Below are 23,367 nucleotides of genomic sequence, written 5' to 3'. Positions count from 1 at the left end.
GCCCGAACATTCACAGAGTACGCGGCGGCTGCCACGAGACTCGACCCTGAAACGGTCGACCAATCACTCACTCGTCGAGCGCCGCTCTGAGGCCTGCAAGCCGACTCGACCAGCCCGGCACCGCTACTGATTCGATACCACCGTGTGGCTCGAACGCTGCCAGTACTGATTCGGGATCCTCCTCAGCAACCGTTTCCAGCGTCTCGAACGTGTCTTTGACGGACGCCTTCATCTCCTGCCTGATCGACCAGTCGAGGTCGTCGTCCGGCAAACCGTCGAACGCGACTAAGAGCGCCACGAGTTCGGGAATCGCATCGCGAATCGCCTGCGGATCCTCCTGCGCCGCGGTTTCGAGGGCTGTCGCAGCTTGGCGACGCGCCCAGGTATAGATGTCCGGGAAGCCAGCAGCGAGTGGTTCGATCACAATGTCAGCACGTTCAGGACGTTCCTCGAGCAACTTACCGAGCGTGCCAGCCGCGATCGAGCTGGGGGCAACGTCGCCGTCGGCGGCGAGATCCGACAGCCGGTCGAGATGCTCCTGGATGGTCTCAGGCGTTTCCTCACCTAACTCACAGAGCATGTATCCGACCAGATCGGCCTGTTGGCGATCGTCCGCAGCTTCGGCGGCTTCGAGCAGCCTCTGAACGTGCGGCTCGAACACCACCGGGTGACCGAATCCGAGTTCTTTCGCGATATCGAGGTGGAGTTCCATTGCCGGCGGTCGCGGCGATAGCAACGGCTCGAGGACCGCGTCGACAAACGTTTCGAGCGCCGGTTCGACCGTCTCTGGCGTCAACGTTGTTTCGGAATCAATCAGATCAAGGATATCCTCCGGATCGAAGCGACCAGGGATATCAGTGCCCTCCGCCCCCTCGTCGGTAGAGTTGCCGGCCGTCGATCCGTGCTCGACGACCGGGACGAGCGCATCGAGAAACTGCTCGAAAAACTCCGGACCGTTCGGCGGTTCTCCCGAGATGTAGAACTTGACAAGGTCGAAGAGCTGGTCGTCGGATAGGTTTTCGACCCGCTCGTCCGCCGGCTCTTCGGACAGAGTCACTGCAACCAAGTCGTCGAGAATCGACCTGGCAGCGGCCAGTTCGGCGTCGGCGACGGCCGCGAGGGTTCTCGTGGGGGCTCGCCCCTCGTCAGTTTCCGCCCAGTGATCGAAGATATCGTACAGCACGTCCGAAACGAATGCCGGATCCTCCGCCGCGACGGGTGGTAGGGCAGATTTCCCGCCGTTCGACGAGCCCTCGAGGGCCCCCTCGCGATACGGATCGACGAAAATCTCGTAGTCGTCGTTGACGGCGTCGTGGCCCGCCTCGTAGAGTGCGGCCAGCGCCCGTGCAGCGCCCAGGGTCCCCTCGGTCGATCGGAGCGTACCCTCGAGCGCGGCGACAGTTTCGTCGGTGACGGGAGGTCCGACGTCGGCCACCGCTTCCACCAGACCAGAAACCTGGTCGTCGAGAGGAGCCGACCGTCCGCGTGCTGCCAACAGGTCCGGCACGACAGCCCCAATCACCTCCGGTCGGCGCTTCGCCAGGGTGTTCAGCGTCTGCACTGATGAACTGACCTGATGGCGGTCCAACCGCTCGTAATCGAACTCCGGGCCGGCCGTCTCGACGGCGTAGGGAAGGAACTTCTCGATCGCCGCCGGGTTCCGGTCACAGATCGCGACCAGCAAGTCGTCGTCGATCGTTCTGTGTGCGGACCCATCGACGATCGATTCGTGCCAGTCGATCAGGCAGTCCGCCACGAACTCCGGATAGTCTGCAGCCAGCGTGACGAGCGGATCCTCACTGCGCTCGCTGAACGAGCGCGCTTCGGAGTACTCGGCTACCGCCTCGAAGTGTGGCTCAAAGGACCGATCGCTCTGACGGACGTACCGAGCCAGCGTGTCGGCGCCCCTACTTCGGTGATCGGGACTTCGGACCTGAAGCAGTGCAGTGAGAGCCGCTTCTGTCTTACCTGCTCCGTCGTTGGCGGCCAGTCCAGCCGACACGAGCAGATCCGCATCGCCGTGTAGAGAGCGGCCCTGGCCAGCGAGCCGATCGACGACGCGTTCGGCGACGCCCGCTCGATCGACGTGGTCCGACTGGACCAACTGCCCGAGCGTTCGCGCCATCCGGATTCGAATCTCGTCCTCGTCGACATCGAGGTACTCGTCGAGGCGATCGACGCGATCGAGCAGCAGGTCCGGGGACTCTTCTGCCACGTCACAGAGGATGCGGGCCGCCGCGTACCGGGGCGTCGTCGCGTCACGCTCCGGCGCAAGTGCGTCGAGGTCGTCCTCGAGGGTGTCGATGACCGTGCCGATTGCAGTGCGGGCGTCCGGGTGCTCCTCGAGCAGTGCGACGGCGTGTGACTCGAGATGGTGGGCAACTCGTTTGCGGACGATCGGTGCCGGATCGTGCAGGCGGTCGAAGAGAGCCATCGCCAACCACGGGACGGATTTCGGGGGGCCACGGTCGTCGTCGGTTGCAGACGCCGGAAACGAGTCGTCATCGAGTACCTCGCCGACGATACCACCGAGGAGCCCGGTTGAGACGATCACCTGGCGCACTCGAGTGCTGTCGTCGTCGATTAGTTCGAGCAACTGGGCACTCACGGCCGATTTGTCCACGATCTCTTCTGGATCCGGCTGGGTCGCCCCCGCGATGATCGCACCGAGCACGAGGGCGGCCCCGCTTCGGAGTTCGGGGTCGTCGTGGTCGAGATACGACTGCAGGATTTCGGCGCTCCGAGCGGTCGGGTTCATCACGGGCCACTCGGACGGATTGTCGAGAACCGACCGCGAGATCCGGCCCATCACGGCGGGCTCGGCTGTTGGTTCGGCTTCCGCGAGGCGGCTACACAGCTCGTTGATCGTCGGATCTGAATCAGAGCGCGCCATCGATTCCGTAGTGAGTCGCGTAGTAATCGAAGTGCGATTCGACGAACCACCGGCTGATAGTGGACAGTTCGTCGACTGGATCCCCGAGCCGGTCGTCTTCGACTTCGTAATACCTGCTCCTCGTCTGTCCCTCCCCGCCTTCGATCGATTCCACGATAACGACTCGATCAAGATGACTGGAGACCGACTGCAACATCGACTCGACGGGGCTGGTCGTCACGTTGTTGTCGTAGACGACCAACGACGACCCTTGTTGTTGGCCGGTGAACCGATTCGGATGGCGCTCGTCGACCATGCTCTTCATCACAGCATCTGGGTCGCCGTCGTCGGCGATCTCAGTGACGATCCATCCCTGATGCTCGGGCATGCACGACGATTGTTTCACCCGTCATAAAGATGTATGCGTAGAGATGTTCGTTGGTCGTCTGGGATACGCGCTTTTACGGAGTGGTCGGGGCACGCCGAATGCAACCAAAAAAGAGGATCGCACGGTCCCGTCGATCGCCTGCGCTACTCGCTCCGCGTCGGAATCGTCGCCGGATCGGGCTGGGAGGAGTTCAGCAGCGCGACGTAGAGCCGGCCGTTGTCGCGGTGCCAGCCGGTTTCGAGCGCGAGGTGGCCGAGGACGAACAGCCCCAGCACGAGCCAGTGGATCGGCGTCATCTCCAGGTGGGGATGGATCATCGGCAGCCCGCCCATCATCGCCGAGATGCCGTTGTAGATCCCTGCGTACAGCGCGACGGCGGGCAGCAGGGACAGCGGGATCGCGACCGCGCGGGCCAGCGGCGACAGCGACGCTTGCTCGACGAGCGTTCGAGTCCCGCGCAGCGCCGAGAGCACGACGATCGCGGTGAGGAACACGCCCGTCCCGGGTCCGGTCAGACTCTTGCCGGTGAGCTGGGCGAACAGCACGCCGGCGGCGACCGCCGCGAGGACGCCGACGCCGAACGTGAGGACCTTCGATCCGGCGCTCGTCTTAGACTTCTTGGGCGGGACCTTCTCGACGCGCGAGCCGACCGAGAGGAACATGTACGCCTTGTAGAACCCGTGGACGATCAGGTGCGTGACGGCCGCGGCGAAGAAGCCGAGGCCGCACTGCAGGATCATAAATCCCATCTGGGCCACGGTCGAGCAGCCGAGCCGGCCCTTCGCGGAGGGCTTGACCAGCATCCACGCCTGCGCGAGCACGGCGCTGACCGCGCCGGCGACGACGACCACGAGCATGATGACGACGTCGCCGGCGAACACGGGCGCCAGCCGGCTCAGCAGGACGCCGCCGGCGTTGACGAACCCCGCGTGCATCATCGCCGAGGCCGGCGTCGGCGCGGTCATCGAGGACAGCAGCCAGTTGTGGAACGGAAACAGCGCGGACTGGATCATCGCGGCGCTCAGGATCAGTCCGGCGGCCACCGCGGTGGTCGCGGGCGAGAGACCCTCCACGTTCGCCAGAATTCCCGAGATTGCGGTCTTCCCGGTCGCCGAGGCGAGCACCGCCAGTCCGGCTCCGAGCAGGATGCTCCCCGCGAGGAAGTACCAGCGCGCGAGCCCGCCCGCGGCGTCGGCCTGCGGCCAGTCGCGGACATGGCCGATCAAGTCGGCCATGATCAGCCCCATCGACATCCACGCCAAGACAAAGAGGGCAACGTGATCCGCCGCCGTCAGCAGCATGACGACCAGCGTCAGCAAGAAGACGAGCCCGAAGAAGCGCTCGACGTCCGGATCGGCGGCCATGTACCGCCGCGAGAAGCTGTGGACGATCCCGCTGAAGAAGGCGACCGCTACCCACATGACCGCGGTCAACCCGTCGAGGTGAACGATGCCGTCGATCGTCAACTCGTCGCCGGGACCGGCCATCCACGCGGCGAACGCTACGTTCGCGACGAACAGCGACCAGACGAGGCGACTCAGTACCGTCGGCAACCGGGACGTTCGTTTGGCGGACATCCGTTTCTATCCATCAAATGCCCATTGAAGAGGTTAAATCCTCTGTATAAGACCAACTGCGGTGGTAAAACTCCTAAAACATCGCGTAATACGAACTAATCCCGCCCGAACGTCCGATTGTCGTTGTGCATTCGGTGACCGTACGCAGTCCGGTAAAAGAAGGGGCCGGCAGGGACGCTCCGAACGGTCGGTTCTCAGTCCGCGGACGCCGGCGACGCAGCGGCGGTGGCGGCGTCCCGCTCGGCGTCCCACTGGAGATCGCCCCGGTAGTGGAAGGCCTGATTGGCCCGCTCGGGATCCAGCACGGTCAGCTTCAGCCAGCCGTTGTCGAAGAGCCGGCGGACCGCCTCGTTCTCGCGGAGGATTCGCTCGACGCGCTCGACGGGCGCCTGGATGAGCGTCGTCAGGCGCAGCGGCGAGTGGTACGCCTCGCCGGCGTCGTCGTGGAGCGACTGGAACGGCAGCCCCATCCGGATGTCGCCGCCGTTGCCCTGGTAGACGCCGACTTTCCCGACGGGATTGTGCGTGACCTTCGTGCCGCTCCCGTAGACGTCGTTGTCGACCGTCGAGAAGTAGTACTGGGCGCTGATCATCTGGACGACCACGAGCGGACCGACCATGATGTTCTCCAAAGCGTCGCCGTCGGGGTCGGCCGCCCAGTCGTAGGTGTGGAGGAAGGCCCGGCCGTCGAGGTCGGCGTCGCTGGTCAGCTCGCGGCGACCGACGACGAACCCGGCGTTGCCCGAGAGGCCGATCTCGGGTCGGGGCTCGGCCCAGTCGGCCGCGCGGCGCTCGGTCTCGCGAGCGCTCTCGGCCGGCGCCTCGCCGTCGATCGTCTTGACGCGCTCTGCGGTCGCACCCTCGCGGGCCGTCTCGAGGTCCGCTTCGAGCCGATCGAAGACATCGGGATGGCGCTCGCGGGCACTCTCGTCGGCAAAGAGGGTGACCTCGTCGGTCGTCGTGTTGTGCTCGGCGGCGACGAACACCGTCTCCTCGGGGATCTCGTGCCCGCGGTCGCGCAGGGTCGCGCGAACCTCGGGATCGTTGCAGATCTCGGCCAGCGCGCGGGCGTTCGGGACGCCGGAGCTGCCGGCGCAGGCGCCGCAGTCGATGCTGGACTCGTAGGGGTTGTTCACCGTCTGGCTGGCGTGGCCGGCGAACACGACGACCGGCGCGAACTCGTCCCAGCCCATCAGGTCGAACGCGGCCTCGGCGTAGTAGGTGCGCTGCTCGGTCGAGATCCCCGACGGGAGGTCGTGTTCGGGTTCGAGCGCGAGCGTCTCCTCGGCGGCCGTCTCCGACGCCAGTTCGTCGGCGGGCGGCGACGCGGCCCCGGGTTCAGAGTCGTCCTCGCCCGCCTCGTCGGGATGGTCGACGCCGGGCTCGCAGAACGCCTCGTTCCGCGGCGCGCCCGCGTTCTCCCCGAGATCGTACATCCGCGAGGGCAGCAGGGTCCGGGCGGTTAGCGCCGCGCCGAAGAACCCGCCGGCGCCCTCGACGAAGCCGAACGCGCCCGCGACGTCGTTTTTGAGCGACTTCATCAGCTTGTGGCCCGCGTGGGACAGCGAACTCCAGCGATCGTGGCGCTCGGCCGGCGCGTCCTCGGTCGGACGCTCGGCGACGCGGTGTTTGGGATCGACCATCACCGGACAGGAGTCGGTCGAGACGTGCTCGCCGTACTCCTCGTGTCTGATCGGGATGCCGAAGAAGCCGGCGTACCCGTGGGTCTCGTAGGGGCCGGCGTCCTCGACGTGGCGACGGATGATCTCCGAGCGAGTGTCGATGCAGAACACCAACTGAGCGTCCGTCGCCGCAGCGTCGCCGCCGGACGCCGATTCCGCATCGGCATCGACCACCGTTTCGCCGCCGTCGGGCGACGCCGTCGCCGCCGCGGCGTCGGCGGACCTTGGCGTCGGCGCGTCGGCGTCCGTCTCGGAACCCGACGTCGACACGCCGACCGACGCGTCGACGGCGTCGACGAGGTCTCGGCGGTAGCTCTCCTCCCAGGCGTCGAGCCAGATCTCGGGGAGCGACGGCACTTCGTCCGCGTCTCCCGCGGACTCGGCGCTCGCCTCGGGCGCGATCGGCTCGCCCATGTGCTTGGCGAGGATCAGGCGCACCGCGAGGTAGTCGACGAGCGTGATCGGGTAGGCGTCCTGCCAGGGGTTGTTCTCGTCTTGCTCGCGCTGCTTGATCAGCCCGGTCCACCCCGGCAGCGCGGCGAGGTGGTGCTCGAAGATCTCCTCCCAGCGCTCCTCGGAGTGGTCCGCGAGGACGGCGTACAGCGCCTCCATCGCGGTGTCGGGCAGGTCGGTCAGCCGGTCGCGGTGGAAGGCCGCAACCGGGGTCTCCGACGCGGGGATGTCGTCATCGTACTTCGCGAGGGCGCTCCAGGCCTCGTAGAACCCCGCCTCCCGGTTCGGCATGGCCCACGCGGTCTCGCCCTGATCGAGGAAGGCGGCGAGCCACTTCGAGAGCAGTCGGTCGAGGGGGACGTCCTCAGCTTCGCCCGTCGAGTCGTCCTCGGCGTCGGCCATCCGATCGAGCAGCGCCTCGGGGTCGTCCTCGATCCCGGCGTCCGCGAGGCGCTCGGACAGCAGTTCGGGGTCGATCTCGCCGCGCTCCCAGGCCCGCCGGAAGTAGTCGGCCGAAGGGTAGCCGCGGCCGCCGTAGAGCGTTTCGCCCTGCGTCACCGCCTCGTCGAAGGGTAGATCCTCGAACCCCGATAGCGGGTTGGCCGCCACGTCGGCGTACAGCGGCCAGACCCGGCCGATGCTCTCGGCCGCGTTGTCGACGCGAGCGCGCACCGAGTGCGGCCCGACCGTGCCCGTCTGGCTATCTTCTCTCATTTGTACTGGACGAACGTAGTCTATCAGATAAGAGTTCTGTATGAATACAGTATTAATCCGCGTACGTCCTAAAACACTATTATCGCGAATCGGGATTCATTCCGATCCGGACAGCGCACGAGCGGGGCTGTTCGGAGGCTCGTCAGATCTCGGAGCGAAGCGACGGCGTCGGCCGGAAAACGAGCGTCGTCAGTCGTCGGACTGCCCGTCAGGGACTGCGGCATCTCGGCCCGTACGGGCACTCGAGACCGATTAATCGTCGGACGGAAGCGGCTCGCCGCTCGGATCGGTCGGCGCGGGGCTTTCGCCGTCGGCGAAGGGATACCACGACTGCTTGGCGTCGTTGAGACAGGGGTCCTCGTAGCCGTCGGCCTCCTCGGGTTCGGCCAGTTCGACCAGCGCCTCCTCGCCGGTGGCCTCGACCCACTGGCGGAACGTCTGGCCCTCCTGGCGGTGGGCGGCGAAGGCCTGGGTGAGGTTCTTGATCAGCCCCGGCACCTCGTCGGCGGGGACGCGCTGGCGGATCCAGTCGATGAAGGTCGGCTCCTCGCCGATGCCGCCGCCGACGCCGACGTCCATCGCCTCGACCATCTCGCCGTCCTTCCGGGCGCGCATCCCCTGCAGGCCGATGTCCGCGGTCATCGCCTGCCCGCAGTCGGCCGTACAGCCCGAGTAGTGGATCTTGATGCGCTCGACGTCGTCCTGCAGGTCGACGTTCGCGCGAAGCCAGCGCAGCATCCGAGCCATGCGCGCCTTCGTTTCCGTGAGCGCGAGGCCGCAGAACTCCGTGCCCGTGCAGGCGACGGCGCCGCGCTGGAACGGGTTCGGCTCCGGCTTGTGGGTTTCCAGCAACGGCTCGGCGAGCAGGTCGTCGAGGGCCTCGTCGGGGACGTCCATGATGATCGGATTCTGGCGGCGGGTGAGCCGCACTTCGCCCGAGCCGTACTCCTCGGCGAGGTCGACGAGTTCGATCGCCTCCTCGGACGTGATCCGGCCGACCGGCACGCTCAGGCCGACGTAGTTGCGGCCGTCGGGCTGGTCGTGGACGCCGACGTGGTCGTTCTTTCCAGCTTGAACCGGCCGGCCCGCGTTGTAGGTGTACTCGTCGCGGACGTCCTCGCCGGCCTCCCGGAGCTCGAAGTCGACGTAGTGCTCGTCGAGTACCTTCCGGATCTTGGTCGTGCCCCAGTCGTCGACGAAGAAGCGCGCGCGGTTCTTGTTGCGATTTTCGCGGTTGCCCAGGGCGTGGTACAGCTCGACGAAGCCCCGAACCAGCTCGTAGGCGTTGTCCGGCGTGACGAACACGTCGAGTTCGCGGGCTTCGCGAGGCTCGCGACCGCCCAGACCGCCCCCGACGCGGACGTTGAACCCGCGGACGGACTCGCCGTCGATCTCCTTTTCCGCGGGTTCGAGCCCGACATCGTTGATCGAGTCCTGCGCGCAGCCCTCGCAACAGCCCGTGACGCTAATGTTGAACTTCCGGGGCATGTTCGCGAGCGCGTCGTCGCCGCGCAGGTCCTCCTGCAGGCGGTCGAGCAGTTCGCGCGTCTCGACGAGCTCGTGCTCGTCCTTGCCGGCGACGGGACAGCCCGAGATGTTGCGCATCGTGTCGCCGCCCGCCGAGCGCGTCGTGACGCCGACGGACTCGAGCTTGTCCCAGATCTCGGGGACGTCTTCGAGTTTGAGCCAGTGGAGCTGGACCGACTGGCGCGTCGTGAAGTCGATCCACGCGTCGCCGAACTCGGGATTCTCGACGGGGCCTCTGGCGTACTCGTCGGCGACCTCCGCGATCGCCCGGAGTTGTCCGGGTTCGAGCATCCCGTCGCAGTTGGTGAGCCGCATCATGAAGTAGCTCTCCTGGCCCGAGCGCTGGTGGAACACGCCCCAGAACTTGAACCGGGAGAACCACATGTCCTTCTCGTCCTCGGGGATCGACGCCCAGCCCTCCTCAGCGAACTCGAGGAGCTTCTCGCGCACTTCGTCGCCGTACATTCCGTCCTTCCACTTCTCTTTCTTGTTTGGCATGGTTGGGGGGTATCGTCTGTGTCGGCATCGGCGGATGGATTAACCAAACGTCCGCGTTTTCACGTCATTAGGTACTGGATGTTCACTTATAGAAGTGCCTCTTTAACAAATAGTGTTATTCTTCGGATCGTCGGGAGAACGTCGAATGTACTAGGACCTAAATGCTCTTCGAGCGGTTCAACGGCGGATTGCTCCGGGCGGGAACGGCGAAAGACTGGACGAACGTCGAACGCGGTCGGTCGGGAAATCGACGGTCGATAGCGGCGGTGCCGGACGCCGTGCGGGCCGCTGCACGCCGCCGAAATTCGGCGCCGGAGCTATCGGAACGTCGGCGTCGCGCGAAGAATGGAGTCGAGACGGCGGTCGCGGTCGTTCGATGGCGGCGTCGTTACTCGTCGTGGACGGTCACGGACTCCAGCAGGACCTCCTCGTTGGGGTTGTCCTGAGCGTCGGTCGGGACGGAGCCGAGCTCCTCGACGACGTCCATCCCGTCGGTGACCTTGCCGAAGACGGCGTGGCGGCCGTCGAGGTGGGGCTGGGCGGCCAGCGTGATGAAGAACTGCGAGCCGTTCGTGTTCGGGCCGCTGTTGGCCATCGAGAGCACGCCGGGGCCGTCGTGGGAGAGGTCGTCGTGGAACTCGTCCTCGAACTCGTAGCCGGGGCCGCCGCGACCGGTGCCGGTCGGGTCGCCGCCCTGGATCATGAAGTCCTCGATGATCCGGTGGAACTCCACGTCGTTGTACAGGGCGTCGCCCCGAACCTCGCCGCTCTGGGGGTCCTCCCAGGTCGTCGTCTCGGGCGCGGGGTCGTCGTTCGCGGCGGGGTCGTGTGTCGCCAGGTTGACGAAGTTCTCGACGGTCGTGGGGACCTTCTCGTCGTACAGTTCGACCTCGATGTCGCCGTGCGTCGTGTGCAGCGTTGCGTCGCTCATACCCGTTCGGACGGCCGTCGCACTGAAAAAGGCTTGCAGTGTCGCCGGAACGGTGCCCCGAAACAGCCACGGCGCCGACTATCGCGTCCAGCGATCGACGACAATATCGGATTACTCGTCCGCGAGAGTAGTTAATCGGATCAATACGTTGCAGGCAGCCCTCGGGGAGCGACCTACTCTCGGAGGATCACGGCTCTACGACGGCGTCCAGCCCGGTTCGAGATCCGGGCCGGCGATCCGCGGCGGGAACCCAGTCGCTCCCCGCACGCGAACTCGCGGTCCTGGCGCGGCGACACGAAAGCCGGAGTTATTCGAAGGCACTCGCACAGAGGAGTGCGACACTCTGCGTATAACAAACCGGCTTCGGCTCGAAGTCGGAAGGAGTACGCCGGGGAACCGAACCCCGGTACGCCAGCACCATGTCGATACGCTCACTCCGCCGTCAGCTCGCTGCACCGACGCCGCAACCGCACGCCGTCGCCGGAGGTGTCTGATCGTGGCGACCGTCGATCGCCGGACCGTCCTCCGGGACCTGGAGGGCGACGAATGTCCGTGGACGGAGGAGTGCTCGGGAGAACTCCAACGCGAGGAGTACAAGGACACCGACGCGCTCGTCTGTCCGGACTGCGACACGCCGATCGTCCGGGTCTGGTAACAGCGAGGGGCGATAGGCCGGCCCGTCGCGGCGTCGAACTTACCGTTCTTCCGCGCCGACGCGACCAGCGAGGCGTCCGAGCGGCGTCGCCACGTCGGCCGGCGGCCCGGATCGATCCTCGACCGGACTCTCGCCGGACGCCGAAATCCGATCCGGATGGAGCAGCGCCGCGAGGTGTTCGAGCGTGTCGACCAGCCGCGGTCCCGGCCGGTTCACGAACTCGTGGCCGTCCATCGCGTACGCGCGCTCGCCCTCGACGGCGCGCAGGTCGTCCCAGCCCGGCCGCGCGGTCAGGTCGTCGAGGTTCTCGCGGGTCTGGTCGAGGTCGAACCCGCAGGGTGCCGCGATCAGCACGTCGGGGTCGTGCTCGCGGATCTCCGTCCACTCCCGGGGGCGCGAGCGCGCGCCGGGATCGGCCAGCCCGTACTCGCCGCCGGCCCACTCGACCAGTTCGGGCACCCAGTGGCCCGCCACCATCACCGGGTCCAGCCAGTCGAGGATCGCCACCTCTGGACGCTCGGCGTCTGGCACGTCGGCGGTCGCTTCGCGCACGGCGTCGATCCGAGCTTCGAGGTCGGCGGTCAGTTCCGCGGCGCGCTCCTCGCGCCCGGTCGCGTGACCGATCCGTTCGATGTCCGCCAGCACGTCGCCGACGCTGTGGGGGTCGGTGGTGAGGACGTCGGGCTCGGCGTCGATCCGGTCGACGGCGTCCTCGACCAGCACCGAGTCGACCGCACAGACGTCGCAGATCCCCTGCGTGACGATCAGGTCCGGGTCGACCCGATCGAGCGCCTCGACGTCGATCTCGTAGACGCTGCCGTGGTCGCGCTCGGCCCGTAGCACCTGCTCGTCGATCGCCTCGCTGCTCGCCTCGGCGTCGATCCGCGACCGGTTGATCGACGGCTTCGCGGCGGCCTCGGGTGGGACGTCGCACTCGTGGGAGACGCCGACCGGCTCGATCCCCAGCGCGTAGACGATCTCGGTCCCCGAGGGCAGCAGGGAGACGACGTTCATGGGTCGACTCTGGGCCGGCGCGGTGTTAAACCTGTGTTCGGTAGCTCGCGACGATGCCTGACGGCGCCACGACGCGAGTTTTATCCGCACCCGTCGTCACCTGTCTCCAATGACCGACCTCGACAGCCGCGAGCGGTACGACGCGCTGATCGACGACCTCGCGATCGACGCCCGGGAGCGCGCCGACGGCGCCCCGACGAACGACGACTGCTGGGACAGCGTCTCGGCGTTCGTCCCCGAACTGTCCGGCCCGGTCTGCGAGCGCGTGCTCGAACTGTCCGACAGCGATCCGGACGAGGAACTCGTCGAGCACGTCACCGACGCCCGCGGGTCGAACGACGCCGAGTACCGGCGAGCCGAGGCCGTGACGGTGCTCCTGCAGGACGTCGAGGCGCGGTTCGCGGCGGACGAGTAACGTCGGTTTTGCGTGCGCCCCGCGGCCCGGAATTTTCAGTAATCATTTTGTGAGTACCGTCCGTCCGTAGCGTAGATGGAATTTGAGCCGGGATCGTCCGACGAACGGTCGGAGGCTTCGCCCGGCGACGATCCGGCGTTCTTCCGGTCACTCGTCGAACACGGCGCGGACGCGATCGTCACGATCGACGACGGAGGCACGGTCCGCTACGCGAATCGGGGTATCGAGCGCGTTCTCGGCTACGACCCCGACGCGCTGGTCGGGCGGCAGCTGACCGAGATCGTGCCCGAGCGGGGCCGATCGGCGTTTCGGGAGACCGTCGAGTTGGCGCTCGACGCCGACGATCGGACGCCGGAGGGAAGGGATGTCGAACTCCCCGCGAAGCACGCCGACGGCCGCGAGCTGTCGCTCTCGGTCGCGTTCCGGGGGCACGCCTACGACGGCAAGCGGGTGGTTTCGGGGATCGTGCGCGACGTCTCGGAGCGGAGTGATAGCGACCGACCGCGAGCGGACGCCGGCGCCGACCAGCGGGAGCCGCTCGGACGGATGGCCGACGCCGTCTTCGCGGTCGACGAGGAGTGGCGGGTGACGTACGCCAACGATCGAGCGCGGGCGTTCCTCGCGGACGCGATGGAGCGCGACCCGGCGGCCGACGTGGAGGGGCTACACCTCTGGGCGGAGATCCCCGAAGCGGTCGAGACGACGTTCTACGACCGGTACCACGAGGCGATGGCGACGCAGGAGCCGGTGCGCTTCGAGGAGTATTACGAGCCCCTGGAAACGTGGTTCGAGGTCCGCGCGTCGCCCTCGCAGACGGGACTCTCGGTGTCGCTCCAGGACGTCACCGAACGACACGCGTACAGACAGCGCCTGGAGGAGCGCGAGCGGGTCCTGCGGGACATCTACGAGATCACCGCGGACCCCGGGCGGTCGTTCGACGAGCAGGTGGCCGGGCTCCTCGAGCGCGGCTGCGACGCCCTCGACATGGCCTACGGAACGCTATCGCGCGTCCGCGACGACGAGTACACGTTCGAGGTCGTGGCGGCGCCCGAGGAAAGCGCTGTAGGGGACGGCGACACCGTCGATCTCTCGACGACGAACTGCGAGCGTGCGGTGGCGACCCACGAGCGGCTGGTTCTGGCCGACGTCGCCGAGGACGCGCCCGAGCTAGCCGAGCGCGGCGGGTACACGGAACTGGGAATCGCCAGCTACCTCGGGGCGCCGGTGTTCGCCGAGGACGACGTGTACGGCACGTTCTGCTTCTACGACGAGGAGCCCCGCGAGGACTCCTTTTCGGAGTGGGAGACGACGCTCGTCGACCTGCTGAGCCAGTGGGTCGAGTACGAACTCGCGCGCAAGCGAACCCAGGAGCGGCTGGAGCGCCAGAACGAGCAACTCGACCAGTTCGCGTCGATCCTCGCTCACGACCTTCGCAACCCGCTGAACGTTCTCGAGGGGTCGCTGTCGCTCGCCGAGGAGAGCGGCTCGACCGAGGACTTCGAGCGCTGCCGATGGGCGATCGACCGGATGCAGGTGCTCATCGACGACGTGTTGCTGTTGGCCCGCTCGGACGAGGAGATCGGGGAGCCGGAGCCGGTCGAACTGGCCGACCTCGTCGATAACTGCTGGCGAGCCGTCGCGACGGAGGCGGCGACGCTGCGCAACGAGGTCGACCGGACGGTCAGAGCGGACCCGAGTCGCGTCCAGCAGCTGATCGCGAACCTCGTCCGGAACGCTGTCGAACATGGTTCGACAAGCAAGTCAGACTCGCACAGCGAGTCCGATGACACCGTGGAGCACGGCGACGAGGGCGTCGAAATCGTCGTCGACGACGTCGACGGCGGGTTCTACGTCGCTGACGACGGCCGTGGGCTTCCCGAGGCGGACGGCGAGTCCGTGTTCGACGCGGGGTACTCGACGTCACCGGACGGGACCGGGCTCGGACTCAACATCGTCGAGCGGATCGCCGAGGCTCACGGCTGGGACGTGACGGCCGAGGAAAGTCGGGCGGGCGGCGCGAGGTTCGAACTCACCGGGGTCGAGCGGCCGGAGACCGACGAGTAATCCGCCGGTCCCGGAGTCGTTCTACGACGGGACGACGGTGATCCGGCGCTTGCGGTCGATCGCGCGCTCGAGTTCCTCCGCGATGGCGCTCCCCCGCGACACCTGCACTTCCCCGCCGCGGCTCACCGTCGCGGTAAAGAGGTACTCGTCGTCGGCCTGCACCTCGACGGTCTCGCCGGCGTGGCCCTCGACGGGCACGATCACGTGCTGGGAGGTGATCTCCGGCTGGACGATCTGGCCGGCCCCGCCACCCGAGGAGCCCTCGCCCGACTGCCCGCCCGCGCCGCCACCGGCCCCCGCACCCGGCGGCTTCTCGTCGTGCGTCCTGACGTCGATGTCGATGCCCAGCCGGTTCTCGACGTCCTGGATGCGCCCGCCACCTTTGCCGATGACAGTCGAGATGTCGTCGTCCTCGACGTACACCACGGCGCTGTTTTGGCTCTTGAGTTCGACGTCGACGTGGCCCTGGGCGATCGAGCGGATCTCGCGTTCGATCTCCTGGCGGGCGATGCGGTCGACGCCGGCCTCGTCGCCGTCTTCCTCGTCGTCCAGCGGCACGGTGACGACCTGCCGGTTGAACGTGTAGATCTCGTAGGCGGGCTCGCCCGTCTCGAAGTCCCGAATGACGATCACCGGCCGAGCGAGATCCTCCTCCATCAGGCCGTGGGGCACCTTCACCTCGGTCGTCACGTCGTAGACGGTGTGGACCTCGCCGGCCTCGATGTAGACGACGGTGTCGACGACCTGCGGGATCATTCCGAGTTCGACCCGACCGACGAGGCGCTGGAGGGCGTCGATCGCCCGCGTCGCGTGGACGACGCCGATCATGCCGACGCCGGCCAGGCGCATGTCGGCGAACACCTCGAAGTCGTCGGTCTTTCGCACCTCGTCGTAGATTGTGTAGTCCGGTCGGACCATCAGCAGGGAGTCGGCGGTCAGCGACATCTCGCCGCCGAGCTCGGTGTACTGGGTGATCTCCGGGCCGACCTGGAGGTCGCGGGGCTTCTCCATCGTCTTGACCGAGTAGTCGCTGTCGACGAGGAAGTGCGCGACCGCCTGCGCGAACGTCGACTTCCCGGCGCCGGGCGACCCCGAGATGAGGATGCCCCGCTGGCGCTCTTGCATCCGGTCGCGGAGTTCGTCGGCGAACTCGTAGTCGTCGAGGTCGGTCTGGACGATCGGCCGCACCGCGGTGATCTCGACGCCGTCCGCGAACGGCGGCTGGGCGATCGCGATCCGGTAGTCCCGGAACTGGACGATCGTCATCCCCGGCTCGGAGAGCTCGATGAACCCCTCGGAGGACTCCTTGGCTGCGTTCTCGACCTCTTGGGCCATCTCTTTCATCTCCGACTCCGAGAGGACGCCCTCGCGGATCGATTCGTAGTGCATGTCGCCGATCTCGCCGCGCTTGGCCATCGGCTCCGTGCCGGTCTTGAGGTGGACGCTCATCGTCTGGTCGTCGAAGTACTCCTCGACGGACAGCGTCCCGACGTCCTCGGTCTCGGGGGCGATGTACTCGACGTCTAACCCTTTGGCCTCGGCGACCTCGCTCTGGACGATGTCGCTGGTGACGAATGTCGCACCGATGTCGGCCGCCAGATCGCGGATGAGCGCGTCGATCTCGCCCTCGCTGGCGTGGCCCCGCTCGATAGCGTCGGGACGCTCGCCGACGTACTCTAGGTCGATGTCGCCGGCGTCGGCGTGGTCGGCGAGCCGCTGGAGCTCCTCTAACCCGTCCCAGCCGCTGTCGTGGCCCTCGTTGGCCTGAGCCTCTAACTCCGCGACCACGGCCTCGGGGACCGATATCGTCGCACCGTCGAAGTCGCCGCTCTCGACGCGATCGGACACGCGGCCGTCGATGACCACGCTCGTGTCCGGAACTACGTTCATACGGGCTGTTCGGGTCCGTACGTTGAAAAGGGTGTCCAACGGCCCGGCGGCGGCGGCGCGCGGCGGCACCATGTCGGCATCGCATGGCGCCGCCGATGCGGCGCGGCCGGCCTACACGACCCGGCCAGTCAGCGGTCCCGAACGACCAGCGCGACGTACGCGACCGCGAGCGCCGCCGCCGCGACGACGCCGACCTCGCGGACCGAGACGGCCGACCGCACCGACGGCGAGAGGTTCCACAGCACGAGCACGCCGACCGCGGCGTACCCGCCGCCGGCCGTCGAGAGCAGCGAGCGGCGGAACCGGGCGGTGACGCCGCGCGCCAGCGCGACGTAGGCGAAGACGCCGGCGCCGACGCCGACGAGCAGCCCCGCGGGGACGCCGACCAGCGAGGAGTAGGTCGTGTTGGCGTCGAGCGCGAGGGTCACCGCTGCGCCGACGGCGAGAAACGTCGCGGCGCCGACTCCCAGGGCGGAGAGTGAGGTTCGAGCGTTCATATCATCTCACTGAGCGCGATCCGTGAAAAAACTGCGCACACCGGACGGTCGAGCGACACGAAACGACTGTCAGGCAGACGTTCAATCCAGTCACGAAAAGCGTTGACGGACGGGGACGCCGTACCTGCCCACGTGCTCGAACTCTACCAGGACGAGGACTGTCCCCACTCGACCGAGGTGCGGGAGACGCTGGCCGAGCTGGGCGTCTCCTACGTGATCCACAACCCCCGCAGCGTCGACGGCGACGTGCGAAACGAGACGAGCTACGACCGACTCGTCGAGGAGGGCGGCGAGGACCAGATCCCCTATCTCGTGGACGCCGACCGCGAGACGACGATCTACGAGAGCGACGACATCGTGGCGCATCTGGAGGAACACTATGCCTGATCCGCCGGACGAAAATAGCGACGACGGCCACGACCCGGCCGACGAACTCGATGCCGTCCAGAGCCAGCTCCAGCACGCTCGCGAGGACGCCAAGCCGGAACTGAACGATCCGCTCAACGAAGTTTCCGAGGCGCTCGATCGGATGCAGGGCGAGGAGACCGATCCGCGGCCCGATCGCCTGGAGTCCGTCGAGCGCGAGCTCGTCACGCTGCGGAGCGACGCCGCGCCCGAGACCGACGAGCGGCTTCGGGACGCGCTCGAACGGCTCGGACGCGTCCAGCGGATGGTCGAGGACGGGACGTCCTGATCAGTTCTTCCGGACCGACGCGTCGACGGTGTTGTCCTCCCCGGTCTCGGCGACGGTGTCGAACGCCGCGGTGTCGGGGTTCTTCCGGGCGTACGCGAGCAGGCTGGAGAAGCCGTTCGCCGTCGGATGCAGGCCCAGCCCGCTGCCGGCGCCGACCAGCCCCGGCGGGTCGGCGCCGACGTGCTCGCGCCACCACTCGCCCTCGAAGAACAGCGCGGCGATCTCCATGTGCTTGGCTTCGTGCGTGAACAGGTAGCAGTTATCGCCCAGCAGCGGCCACAGCTCCCGGACCGCCGTCTCGGCCGACGAGCGCAGCCCGACGTCGAGAAAGGCCAGCGCGACCGGCTCGTCGAACGTCGGCATCGTCTCCTCGAAGTAGCCCGGGCGGATCGACACCGCCGAGGGATCGCCGTACTGCTCGACGTTGTCGACGGCCTCTCGCAGCGATGCCGACCAGGAGTTCTCCTCGTAGGTGTGGACGCGCTCGGAGGCGACCAGCAGGTGTTCGGCGTCGGCCTCGCCGGGTTCGGGCATCCCCTCGAAGCAGTCGAACGCGACCAGTTCGCGGTCGCAGAGGCCGGCGACCAGCGAGAGGTTCGCGGTGCTACCGCCCTTGTAACAGCCGCACTCGACGATCGCCCCCTCGACGTCGCGGGGCGTCGAGAGCACTTTCGTCGCCATCACGAGGTGCTCGACGAACGACGAGCCGGTCGGGATCGCGCGGTTGTTCCGCAGCATCTTCGCCGCGAGCACGAGCTTGTCGCCGACGCCGACGCCGTACTGCGCGCCGTTGTCCGGTCTGAAGTACTCGCCGAGGATCACGGGCAGGCTGGCGACCAACAGCGCGAGTCGATAGCACCGCAACGCGGCGGCCACGGCGTCCGACGCGGCGTCGTCCGAACCGGACGATTCCGACTCGGCAGAGTCGGCGCGGGGGTCGGTCGATCGGCCGGCGTCGCCGGGCGGTTCGGACGCGGGCGGCTCCCCGCTGTCGGGACTGGATGGCTGATCGGGTTCGGCTGGACCGTGGATACCGGCGGTCGCATCGGAGTCGGTGTCTGATTGGCGCGATCGCATCGATTGGTCGTTCAGACGAACGGTGTTTGTTATTATCGGGCATGTCGAAAAGGGTCCGCGTTTACCGTCGTGTCACGAAATCGCAGCCGATCGCTATCTCGCGGTAGCCCGGGCTTTCGCGCTCGAAAACGACGCTCAGGTCGTGTCGCGCTCGCCGTAGCTCAGCAGCCAGTTGACCGACCGGGTGAGATCGCGGCCGTTCAGCGACCACGAGTCGCCGTCGAGCGGGCGGACGACCAGCGCGCAGCGATGGTCGCTGAACTTCGAGAGCGGCAGGCGGTCGTCGGGCGCGAAGCCGTAGTCGGTCAGCACGTCGTCGGGGACGACCGCGCCGGTGATCGCGACGACGTCGGCGTCGGCGTGGTCGGCCAGCGCGTCGCCGAGCAGTTCCGCCAGCGCCTCGCGCCACCGCCGACCGCCGTTCATCGGAACCACTTCGGCGATCTGGGCGATGGTGATGCCGTCGTTCGTCGTTCGGGTACGTGTGACCAGCCCCAGCGTGGGGTCGCCGTCCGCCGCGGCGACGTACGTCGAGTGCGACCAGACGGGGCTGTCGAAGCGCCAGCCGTAGAACTCCGCGTCGCGGTGTGCGTGGAGCTGATTCGGCCGGTTCCGGCGGTACAGTTCGGCCAGCGCATCGGCGTCGACGCCCGCCCGCCGGTCGATCGACAGCTCGGGCGGCGGCTGGGCGAGTTCGGTCCGGACGTCGTGGTAGCCCCGGACGATCGGCGCCGCCAGCTGGCCCAGCAGCGTCGCCGCCCGGCCGTCGGTGTACTGCGGGACGAACGCGTCGGGACTCTGAACTCGATAGAACGTGCGCTTGTCGTCGACCGTCCGCCAGCCGAGCTTGCGGTAGCCCGGCAGCGACGCCTCGTTCGGGAAGTTGAAGAACAGCTCGACGCCGCGCTCACGGTAGAACTCGATGGCGCGCTCGGTCATCCGCGTGAAGATGCCCTGTCGGCGGTGGTCGGGGTCGACCATCGTGTCGGCGGGCTGGAGCGCCAGCGCCGTCTCGTCGCCAGCCCGTAGCCGGAACGCCATGAACGGGCGCGCGCCGACGACCTCGTCGCCGCGAACCGCGACGAACAGCGGGACGTGGTCGACGTAGGGGTTCTGCCCGTACTTCCAGTCGAACCAGCGCCCGCCCCGATTGCGGTCCCACACCGCGTCGTCGAGGGCGAGCACACCGGCCCGGTCCTCCGGCCGGTACCGGCGCACCTCGTACGTGGCGTCGAGCGCGTCGCTGTGCATCGTCTCACTTCACCCCGGTAGCGGTCAAAGTAATGGCCGGGATAGCTAGAAGCCGGCGTAGTAAGTTCGCACACCACGGGCACGGAAACGCCTAGTATCGCCGATAAACCCGGGCTTACGCGAACCGATCGAACGCATCCGGCCGCTCGTCGCAACCAGTTCGCACCAGAGTGCGGCCGGTCGCCCTCGACGCGGAGGCGACGGCGTCGCAGTCGGGGCATTCAGTCTCCGGTCACCGCAGGTTTTTGCCGGCGAACGCCAACCACCGGACGTGAACGAACTCGATCGGCTCGCGGCGGACCTCGTCGCGATCCCGAGCCACGAGGACGAGCGCGAAGCGGGTCGGCTGATCGCGGAGTGGCTGGCCGAGGAGACGACGGCGTCGGTGCGAGTCGACGATGCAGGGAACGTGATCGCGCGCACGGGCGACGGCGACCGTTCGCTGGCGCTCGTCGGCCACCACGACGTCGTGCCGCCGGACGACTCGCAGATCGCCGAAGCGGCCGACGGCGACGAGGACGACACAGCGGAGTACGCCGTCGAGCGCCGCGACGGCCGGCTGTACGGTCGCGGAAGCGCCGACATGAAAGGGGCCGTCGCGGCGATGCTGCTGGCGTTCCGGGACTGCGAGGCGCGACGCGCCTCGGAGAGTCGGCCGGAGGCCGACGGCCAGCCGGGCGAACTCATTCTCGCCAGCTTCGCGGGCGAGGAGCAGGGCGGCGTCGGCGCCCGAGCGGCGATCGACGAGGGGTTCGCGCCCGACTACGCGGTCGTCGGCGAGGGGTCGACCGGCTACTCGGCGCCGAACGTGACGGACGTGGCGGTCGCACACAAAGGCCGCCGAGCGAGCACGATCCGCGCGAGCGGGACGAGTTCGCACGCGAGCAGTCCCGAGGAGGGCGAGAACGCGATCTACCGCGCGACCGACGCCGTCGACGAGTTGCGCGCGATCGAACCGCCGACCGTCGAGGTGGCCGGCGAGGAGCTGTCGGGGAGCCTCGTCGCGACCGAGATCGACGGCGGGACGGCCTGGAACGTCGTCCCCGACGCCTGCGAGGTCACCGTCGACGAGCGCACCGTGCCCGGCGAGCGCGCGCCGATCGAGCGCGTCGAATCGATCCCCGGCGTCGGCGTCGAGATCGAGCAGGATCTCCCGCCGATGCGCTGCGACGACGACGCCTTCGCCGAGGCGGTGCTCGACGCCGCCGCGGAAGCGCAAGATACGACGCCCGAACTCGTGACCAAGCCCCACGCCACCGACGCCGGCTGGCTCGCGCAGGCGGGGACGACCTGCGTGGTCTGTGGCCCCGCGGAACCGGGTGAAGCGCACACCGCCGACGAGAGCGTCTCGCTCGAGGTGCTGGAGTGGTGTTACGAGCTCTACCGCGGCGTCGCGGAGCAGTGGCTCGACGAGTAGCGGCGTCTCCGAGCGGTGGCCGGCCGAGTAGCGGCGTCTCCGAGCGGTGACCGGCCAAGTAGCGGCGCCGACGCGGTGCCGGCGGTCGATCCGTCGTCGAGGTTCCGAATGATCTTCTGCTACAGTTGGATTGATACGTCGCCGCCGTCTACCTCGCGACCATGGCAACAGACGCGACTGCAGAGGAGACGCCCGAGGAGTACGAAGCGTTTCTCGGCACGGTCAAGCGACTGACGAACGTCCGGAACGCCGCGGGGATCCTCAACTGGGATCAGGAAGTGATGATGCCCGAAGGCGGCACGCCCGCGCGCTCCCAGCAGCTCTCGGCGCTCTCGGCGGTGAGCCACGAGCTGCTGACCGACGAGGAGACCGGCGAACAGCTCGACGCGCTGGAAGCCGCCGACCTGAACGGCGACCAGCGGGCGATCGTCCGCGAGGTCCGCCGGGAGTACGACCGCGCGACGAGCGTGCCGACCGAGCTCGTCGAGGAGATCTCGAAGACGACCAGTGAGGCCCATCCGAAGTGGAAGCAGGCCCGCGAGGAAGACGACTTCTCGATCTTCGCGCCCACCCTCGAGAAGCTGGTCGAGCTCAAGCGGGAGTACGCCGAGCACGTCGATCCCGACGCCGACCCCTACGCGGTGCTGTTCGCGGAGTACGAGCCGTACCTCGACATCGAGACCGCGGATCGCGTGCTGACCCGGCTCAAAGAGGAGCTGGTGCCCCTGATCGACGAGGTCGCGGATTCGGAGGCCGATCTCGCGACTGACGCCTTCTCGGGCGAGTATCCGGAAGACAAGCAGGAGGCGTTCGTGCGCGACGTGCTCGACGAGCTCGACTACGACTTCGACCGCGGCCGGCTCGACACCGCGCCCCACCCGTTCTCTTCGGGGACGCAGTTCGACGCGCGCATCACGACTCGGTTCAACGAGGAGGACCCGATGGGCGCCCTGCTCAGCACGGTCCACGAGTTCGGCCACGCCACCTACACCCAGGGCCTGCCCGACGAGCACTACGGGACGCCGCTGGGCGAGTCCCGCGACCTCTCGGTCCACGAGTCCCAGTCGCGCTTCTGGGAGAACCACGTCGGGCGGACCCGCGCCTTCTGGGAGCTGATGCTGCCGGCGATGCAAGAGCAGTTCCCCCAGCTCGAAGACGTCACCGTCGAGGAGGCCTACGAGGCCGCCAACCAGGTGTACGACGACAACCTGATTCGGGTCGAGGCGGACGAGCTGACCTATCACATGCACATCGTGGTGCGCTTCGAGATCGAAAAGCAGCTGATCCGCGGCGAACTCGACGTCGAGGACGTCCCCGAGGCCTGGAACGACAAGTACGAGGAGTATCTGGGCATCCGGCCCGACACCGACGCCGACGGCTGCCTGCAGGACATCCACTGGAGCCACGGCAGCTTCGGCTACTTCTCGACGTACACGCTCGGCAGCGTGCTGGCCGCCCAGATCGACGACGCCGTCCGCGAGGAGCTGGCGGTCGACGAACTCGTCCGCGAGGGCGAGTTCGAGCCGATCCACGAGTGGCTCACCGAGAACGTCCACAGCGAGGGCTGCCGGTACACCACCGACGAACTGATCGAGCGCGCGACCGGCGAGGAGCTGACCGCGGACTACTTCGTCGACCACGTCACCGAGAAGTACGGCGAGCTCTACGACGCGTAGGACGCCGACCGCGACGGGAGGCCGCTCGCGTCGTGCCGCCGAAGCGCCCACTTCTTTCCTGCTCGCACACATTTA

19 protein-coding genes are annotated in these 23,367 nt (G+C 67.6%); 8 read left to right on the top strand and 11 right to left on the bottom strand.

The window, feature by feature from the left end; translation table 11 throughout:
- Positions 1-67 precede the first annotated feature (67 nt).
- Positions 68-2,125 (bottom strand): hypothetical protein, encoded by a 2,058-nt coding sequence (locus NO931_RS06540; protein WP_256391832.1) that lies wholly within the window; start codon positions 2,123-2,125, stop codon positions 68-70.
- Between NO931_RS06540 and NO931_RS06535 the strand changes: the two genes are divergently transcribed.
- Positions 2,087-2,365 carry a hypothetical protein gene (locus tag NO931_RS06535; RefSeq protein WP_256391831.1) on the top strand — a complete coding sequence of 93 codons (279 nt, stop codon included), beginning with the start codon at positions 2,087-2,089 and terminating at the stop codon, positions 2,363-2,365. The genes NO931_RS06540 and NO931_RS06535 overlap by 39 nt on opposite strands.
- A 514-nt stretch (positions 2,366-2,879) precedes the next feature.
- Here the strand turns inward: NO931_RS06535 and NO931_RS06530 are convergent.
- The 5 genes from NO931_RS06530 to NO931_RS06510 all read right to left on the bottom strand — a co-directional run bounded on the left by NO931_RS06530 (position 2,880) and on the right by NO931_RS06510 (position 10,642).
- Entirely contained in the window at positions 2,880-3,260 is a 381-nt protein-coding gene (locus tag NO931_RS06530) for a hypothetical protein (protein ID WP_256391830.1), read from the bottom strand.
- A 143-nt stretch (positions 3,261-3,403) separates the two neighbouring features.
- On the bottom strand, positions 3,404-4,837 hold the full coding sequence (locus NO931_RS06525; RefSeq protein WP_256391829.1) for a proton-conducting transporter transmembrane domain-containing protein: 1,434 nt from the start codon (positions 4,835-4,837) through the stop codon (positions 3,404-3,406).
- A 194-nt stretch (positions 4,838-5,031) separates the two neighbouring features.
- On the bottom strand, positions 5,032-7,686 hold the full coding sequence (locus tag NO931_RS06520) for a DUF2309 domain-containing protein (protein ID WP_256391828.1): 2,655 nt from the start codon (positions 7,684-7,686) through the stop codon (positions 5,032-5,034).
- 252 nt (positions 7,687-7,938) lie between these two features.
- A complete protein-coding gene (locus NO931_RS06515; protein WP_256391827.1) occupies positions 7,939-9,711 on the bottom strand; it encodes a nitrite/sulfite reductase in 1,773 nt (590 codons plus the stop codon).
- Between the two features lie 388 nt (positions 9,712-10,099).
- A complete protein-coding gene (locus tag NO931_RS06510; RefSeq protein WP_256391826.1) occupies positions 10,100-10,642 on the bottom strand; it encodes a peptidylprolyl isomerase in 543 nt (180 codons plus the stop codon).
- A gap of 496 nt (positions 10,643-11,138) precedes the next feature.
- Between NO931_RS06510 and NO931_RS06505 the strand changes: the two genes are divergently transcribed.
- The gene (locus NO931_RS06505) at positions 11,139-11,297 is read left to right on the top strand and encodes an HVO_A0556 family zinc finger protein (protein ID WP_256391825.1); all 159 of its coding nucleotides are present in this window, start codon (positions 11,139-11,141) and stop codon (positions 11,295-11,297) included.
- Positions 11,298-11,336: 39 nt separating this feature from the next.
- Here the strand turns inward: NO931_RS06505 and NO931_RS06500 are convergent, their stop codons facing one another.
- Positions 11,337-12,311, bottom strand: a complete 975-nt coding sequence (locus tag NO931_RS06500) for a cobalamin-binding protein (protein WP_256391824.1) — start codon at positions 12,309-12,311, stop codon at positions 11,337-11,339.
- A 109-nt stretch (positions 12,312-12,420) separates the two neighbouring features.
- Between NO931_RS06500 and NO931_RS06495 the strand changes: the two genes are divergently transcribed.
- Complete coding sequence (locus NO931_RS06495) at positions 12,421-12,726, top strand: hypothetical protein (protein WP_256391823.1); 306 nt, start codon at positions 12,421-12,423, stop codon at positions 12,724-12,726.
- Between the two features lie 75 nt (positions 12,727-12,801).
- Complete coding sequence (locus NO931_RS06490) at positions 12,802-14,790, top strand: PAS domain-containing sensor histidine kinase (protein ID WP_256391822.1); 1,989 nt, start codon at positions 12,802-12,804, stop codon at positions 14,788-14,790.
- A gap of 21 nt (positions 14,791-14,811) precedes the next feature.
- Here the strand turns inward: NO931_RS06490 and NO931_RS06485 are convergent, their stop codons facing one another.
- Both NO931_RS06485 and NO931_RS06480 read right to left on the bottom strand, forming a co-directional pair.
- The gene (locus NO931_RS06485; protein WP_256391821.1) at positions 14,812-16,680 is read right to left on the bottom strand and encodes a PINc/VapC family ATPase; all 1,869 of its coding nucleotides are present in this window, start codon (positions 16,678-16,680) and stop codon (positions 14,812-14,814) included.
- A 128-nt stretch (positions 16,681-16,808) separates the two neighbouring features.
- Positions 16,809-17,177: a DUF8147 domain-containing protein gene (locus NO931_RS06480; RefSeq protein WP_256391820.1), complete on the bottom strand. Its 369-nt coding sequence runs from the start codon at positions 17,175-17,177 to the stop codon at positions 16,809-16,811.
- 132 nt (positions 17,178-17,309) lie between these two features.
- Here NO931_RS06480 and NO931_RS06475 point away from each other — a divergent pair, with 132 nt between their 5' ends.
- Both NO931_RS06475 and NO931_RS06470 read left to right on the top strand, forming a co-directional pair.
- Positions 17,310-17,564, top strand: a complete 255-nt coding sequence (locus NO931_RS06475) for a glutathione S-transferase N-terminal domain-containing protein (protein WP_256391819.1) — start codon at positions 17,310-17,312, stop codon at positions 17,562-17,564.
- Positions 17,557-17,871, top strand: coding sequence for a DUF7553 family protein (locus tag NO931_RS06470; protein ID WP_256391818.1), 315 nt, complete (start codon positions 17,557-17,559; stop codon positions 17,869-17,871). Before NO931_RS06475 ends, NO931_RS06470 begins: the two co-directional genes overlap by 8 nt.
- Here the strand turns inward: NO931_RS06470 and NO931_RS06465 are convergent, their stop codons facing one another.
- On the bottom strand, positions 17,872-18,948 hold the full coding sequence (locus tag NO931_RS06465) for a TylF/MycF/NovP-related O-methyltransferase (protein WP_256391817.1): 1,077 nt from the start codon (positions 18,946-18,948) through the stop codon (positions 17,872-17,874).
- A gap of 135 nt (positions 18,949-19,083) precedes the next feature.
- Positions 19,084-20,199 (bottom strand): GNAT family N-acetyltransferase, encoded by a 1,116-nt coding sequence (locus tag NO931_RS06460; protein ID WP_256391816.1) that lies wholly within the window; start codon positions 20,197-20,199, stop codon positions 19,084-19,086.
- Positions 20,200-20,470: 271 nt separating this feature from the next.
- Between NO931_RS06460 and NO931_RS06455 the strand changes: the two genes are divergently transcribed.
- Entirely contained in the window at positions 20,471-21,616 is a 1,146-nt protein-coding gene (locus NO931_RS06455; RefSeq protein WP_256391815.1) for a M20 family metallopeptidase, read from the top strand.
- A gap of 161 nt (positions 21,617-21,777) precedes the next feature.
- Positions 21,778-23,292, top strand: coding sequence for a carboxypeptidase M32 (locus NO931_RS06450; RefSeq protein WP_256391814.1), 1,515 nt, complete (start codon positions 21,778-21,780; stop codon positions 23,290-23,292).
- The last annotated feature ends 75 nt before the right edge of the window (positions 23,293-23,367 follow it).

The organism is Natronoarchaeum rubrum (assembly GCF_024494695.1).
This window is presented reverse-complemented; position numbering and strand designations above follow the sequence as displayed.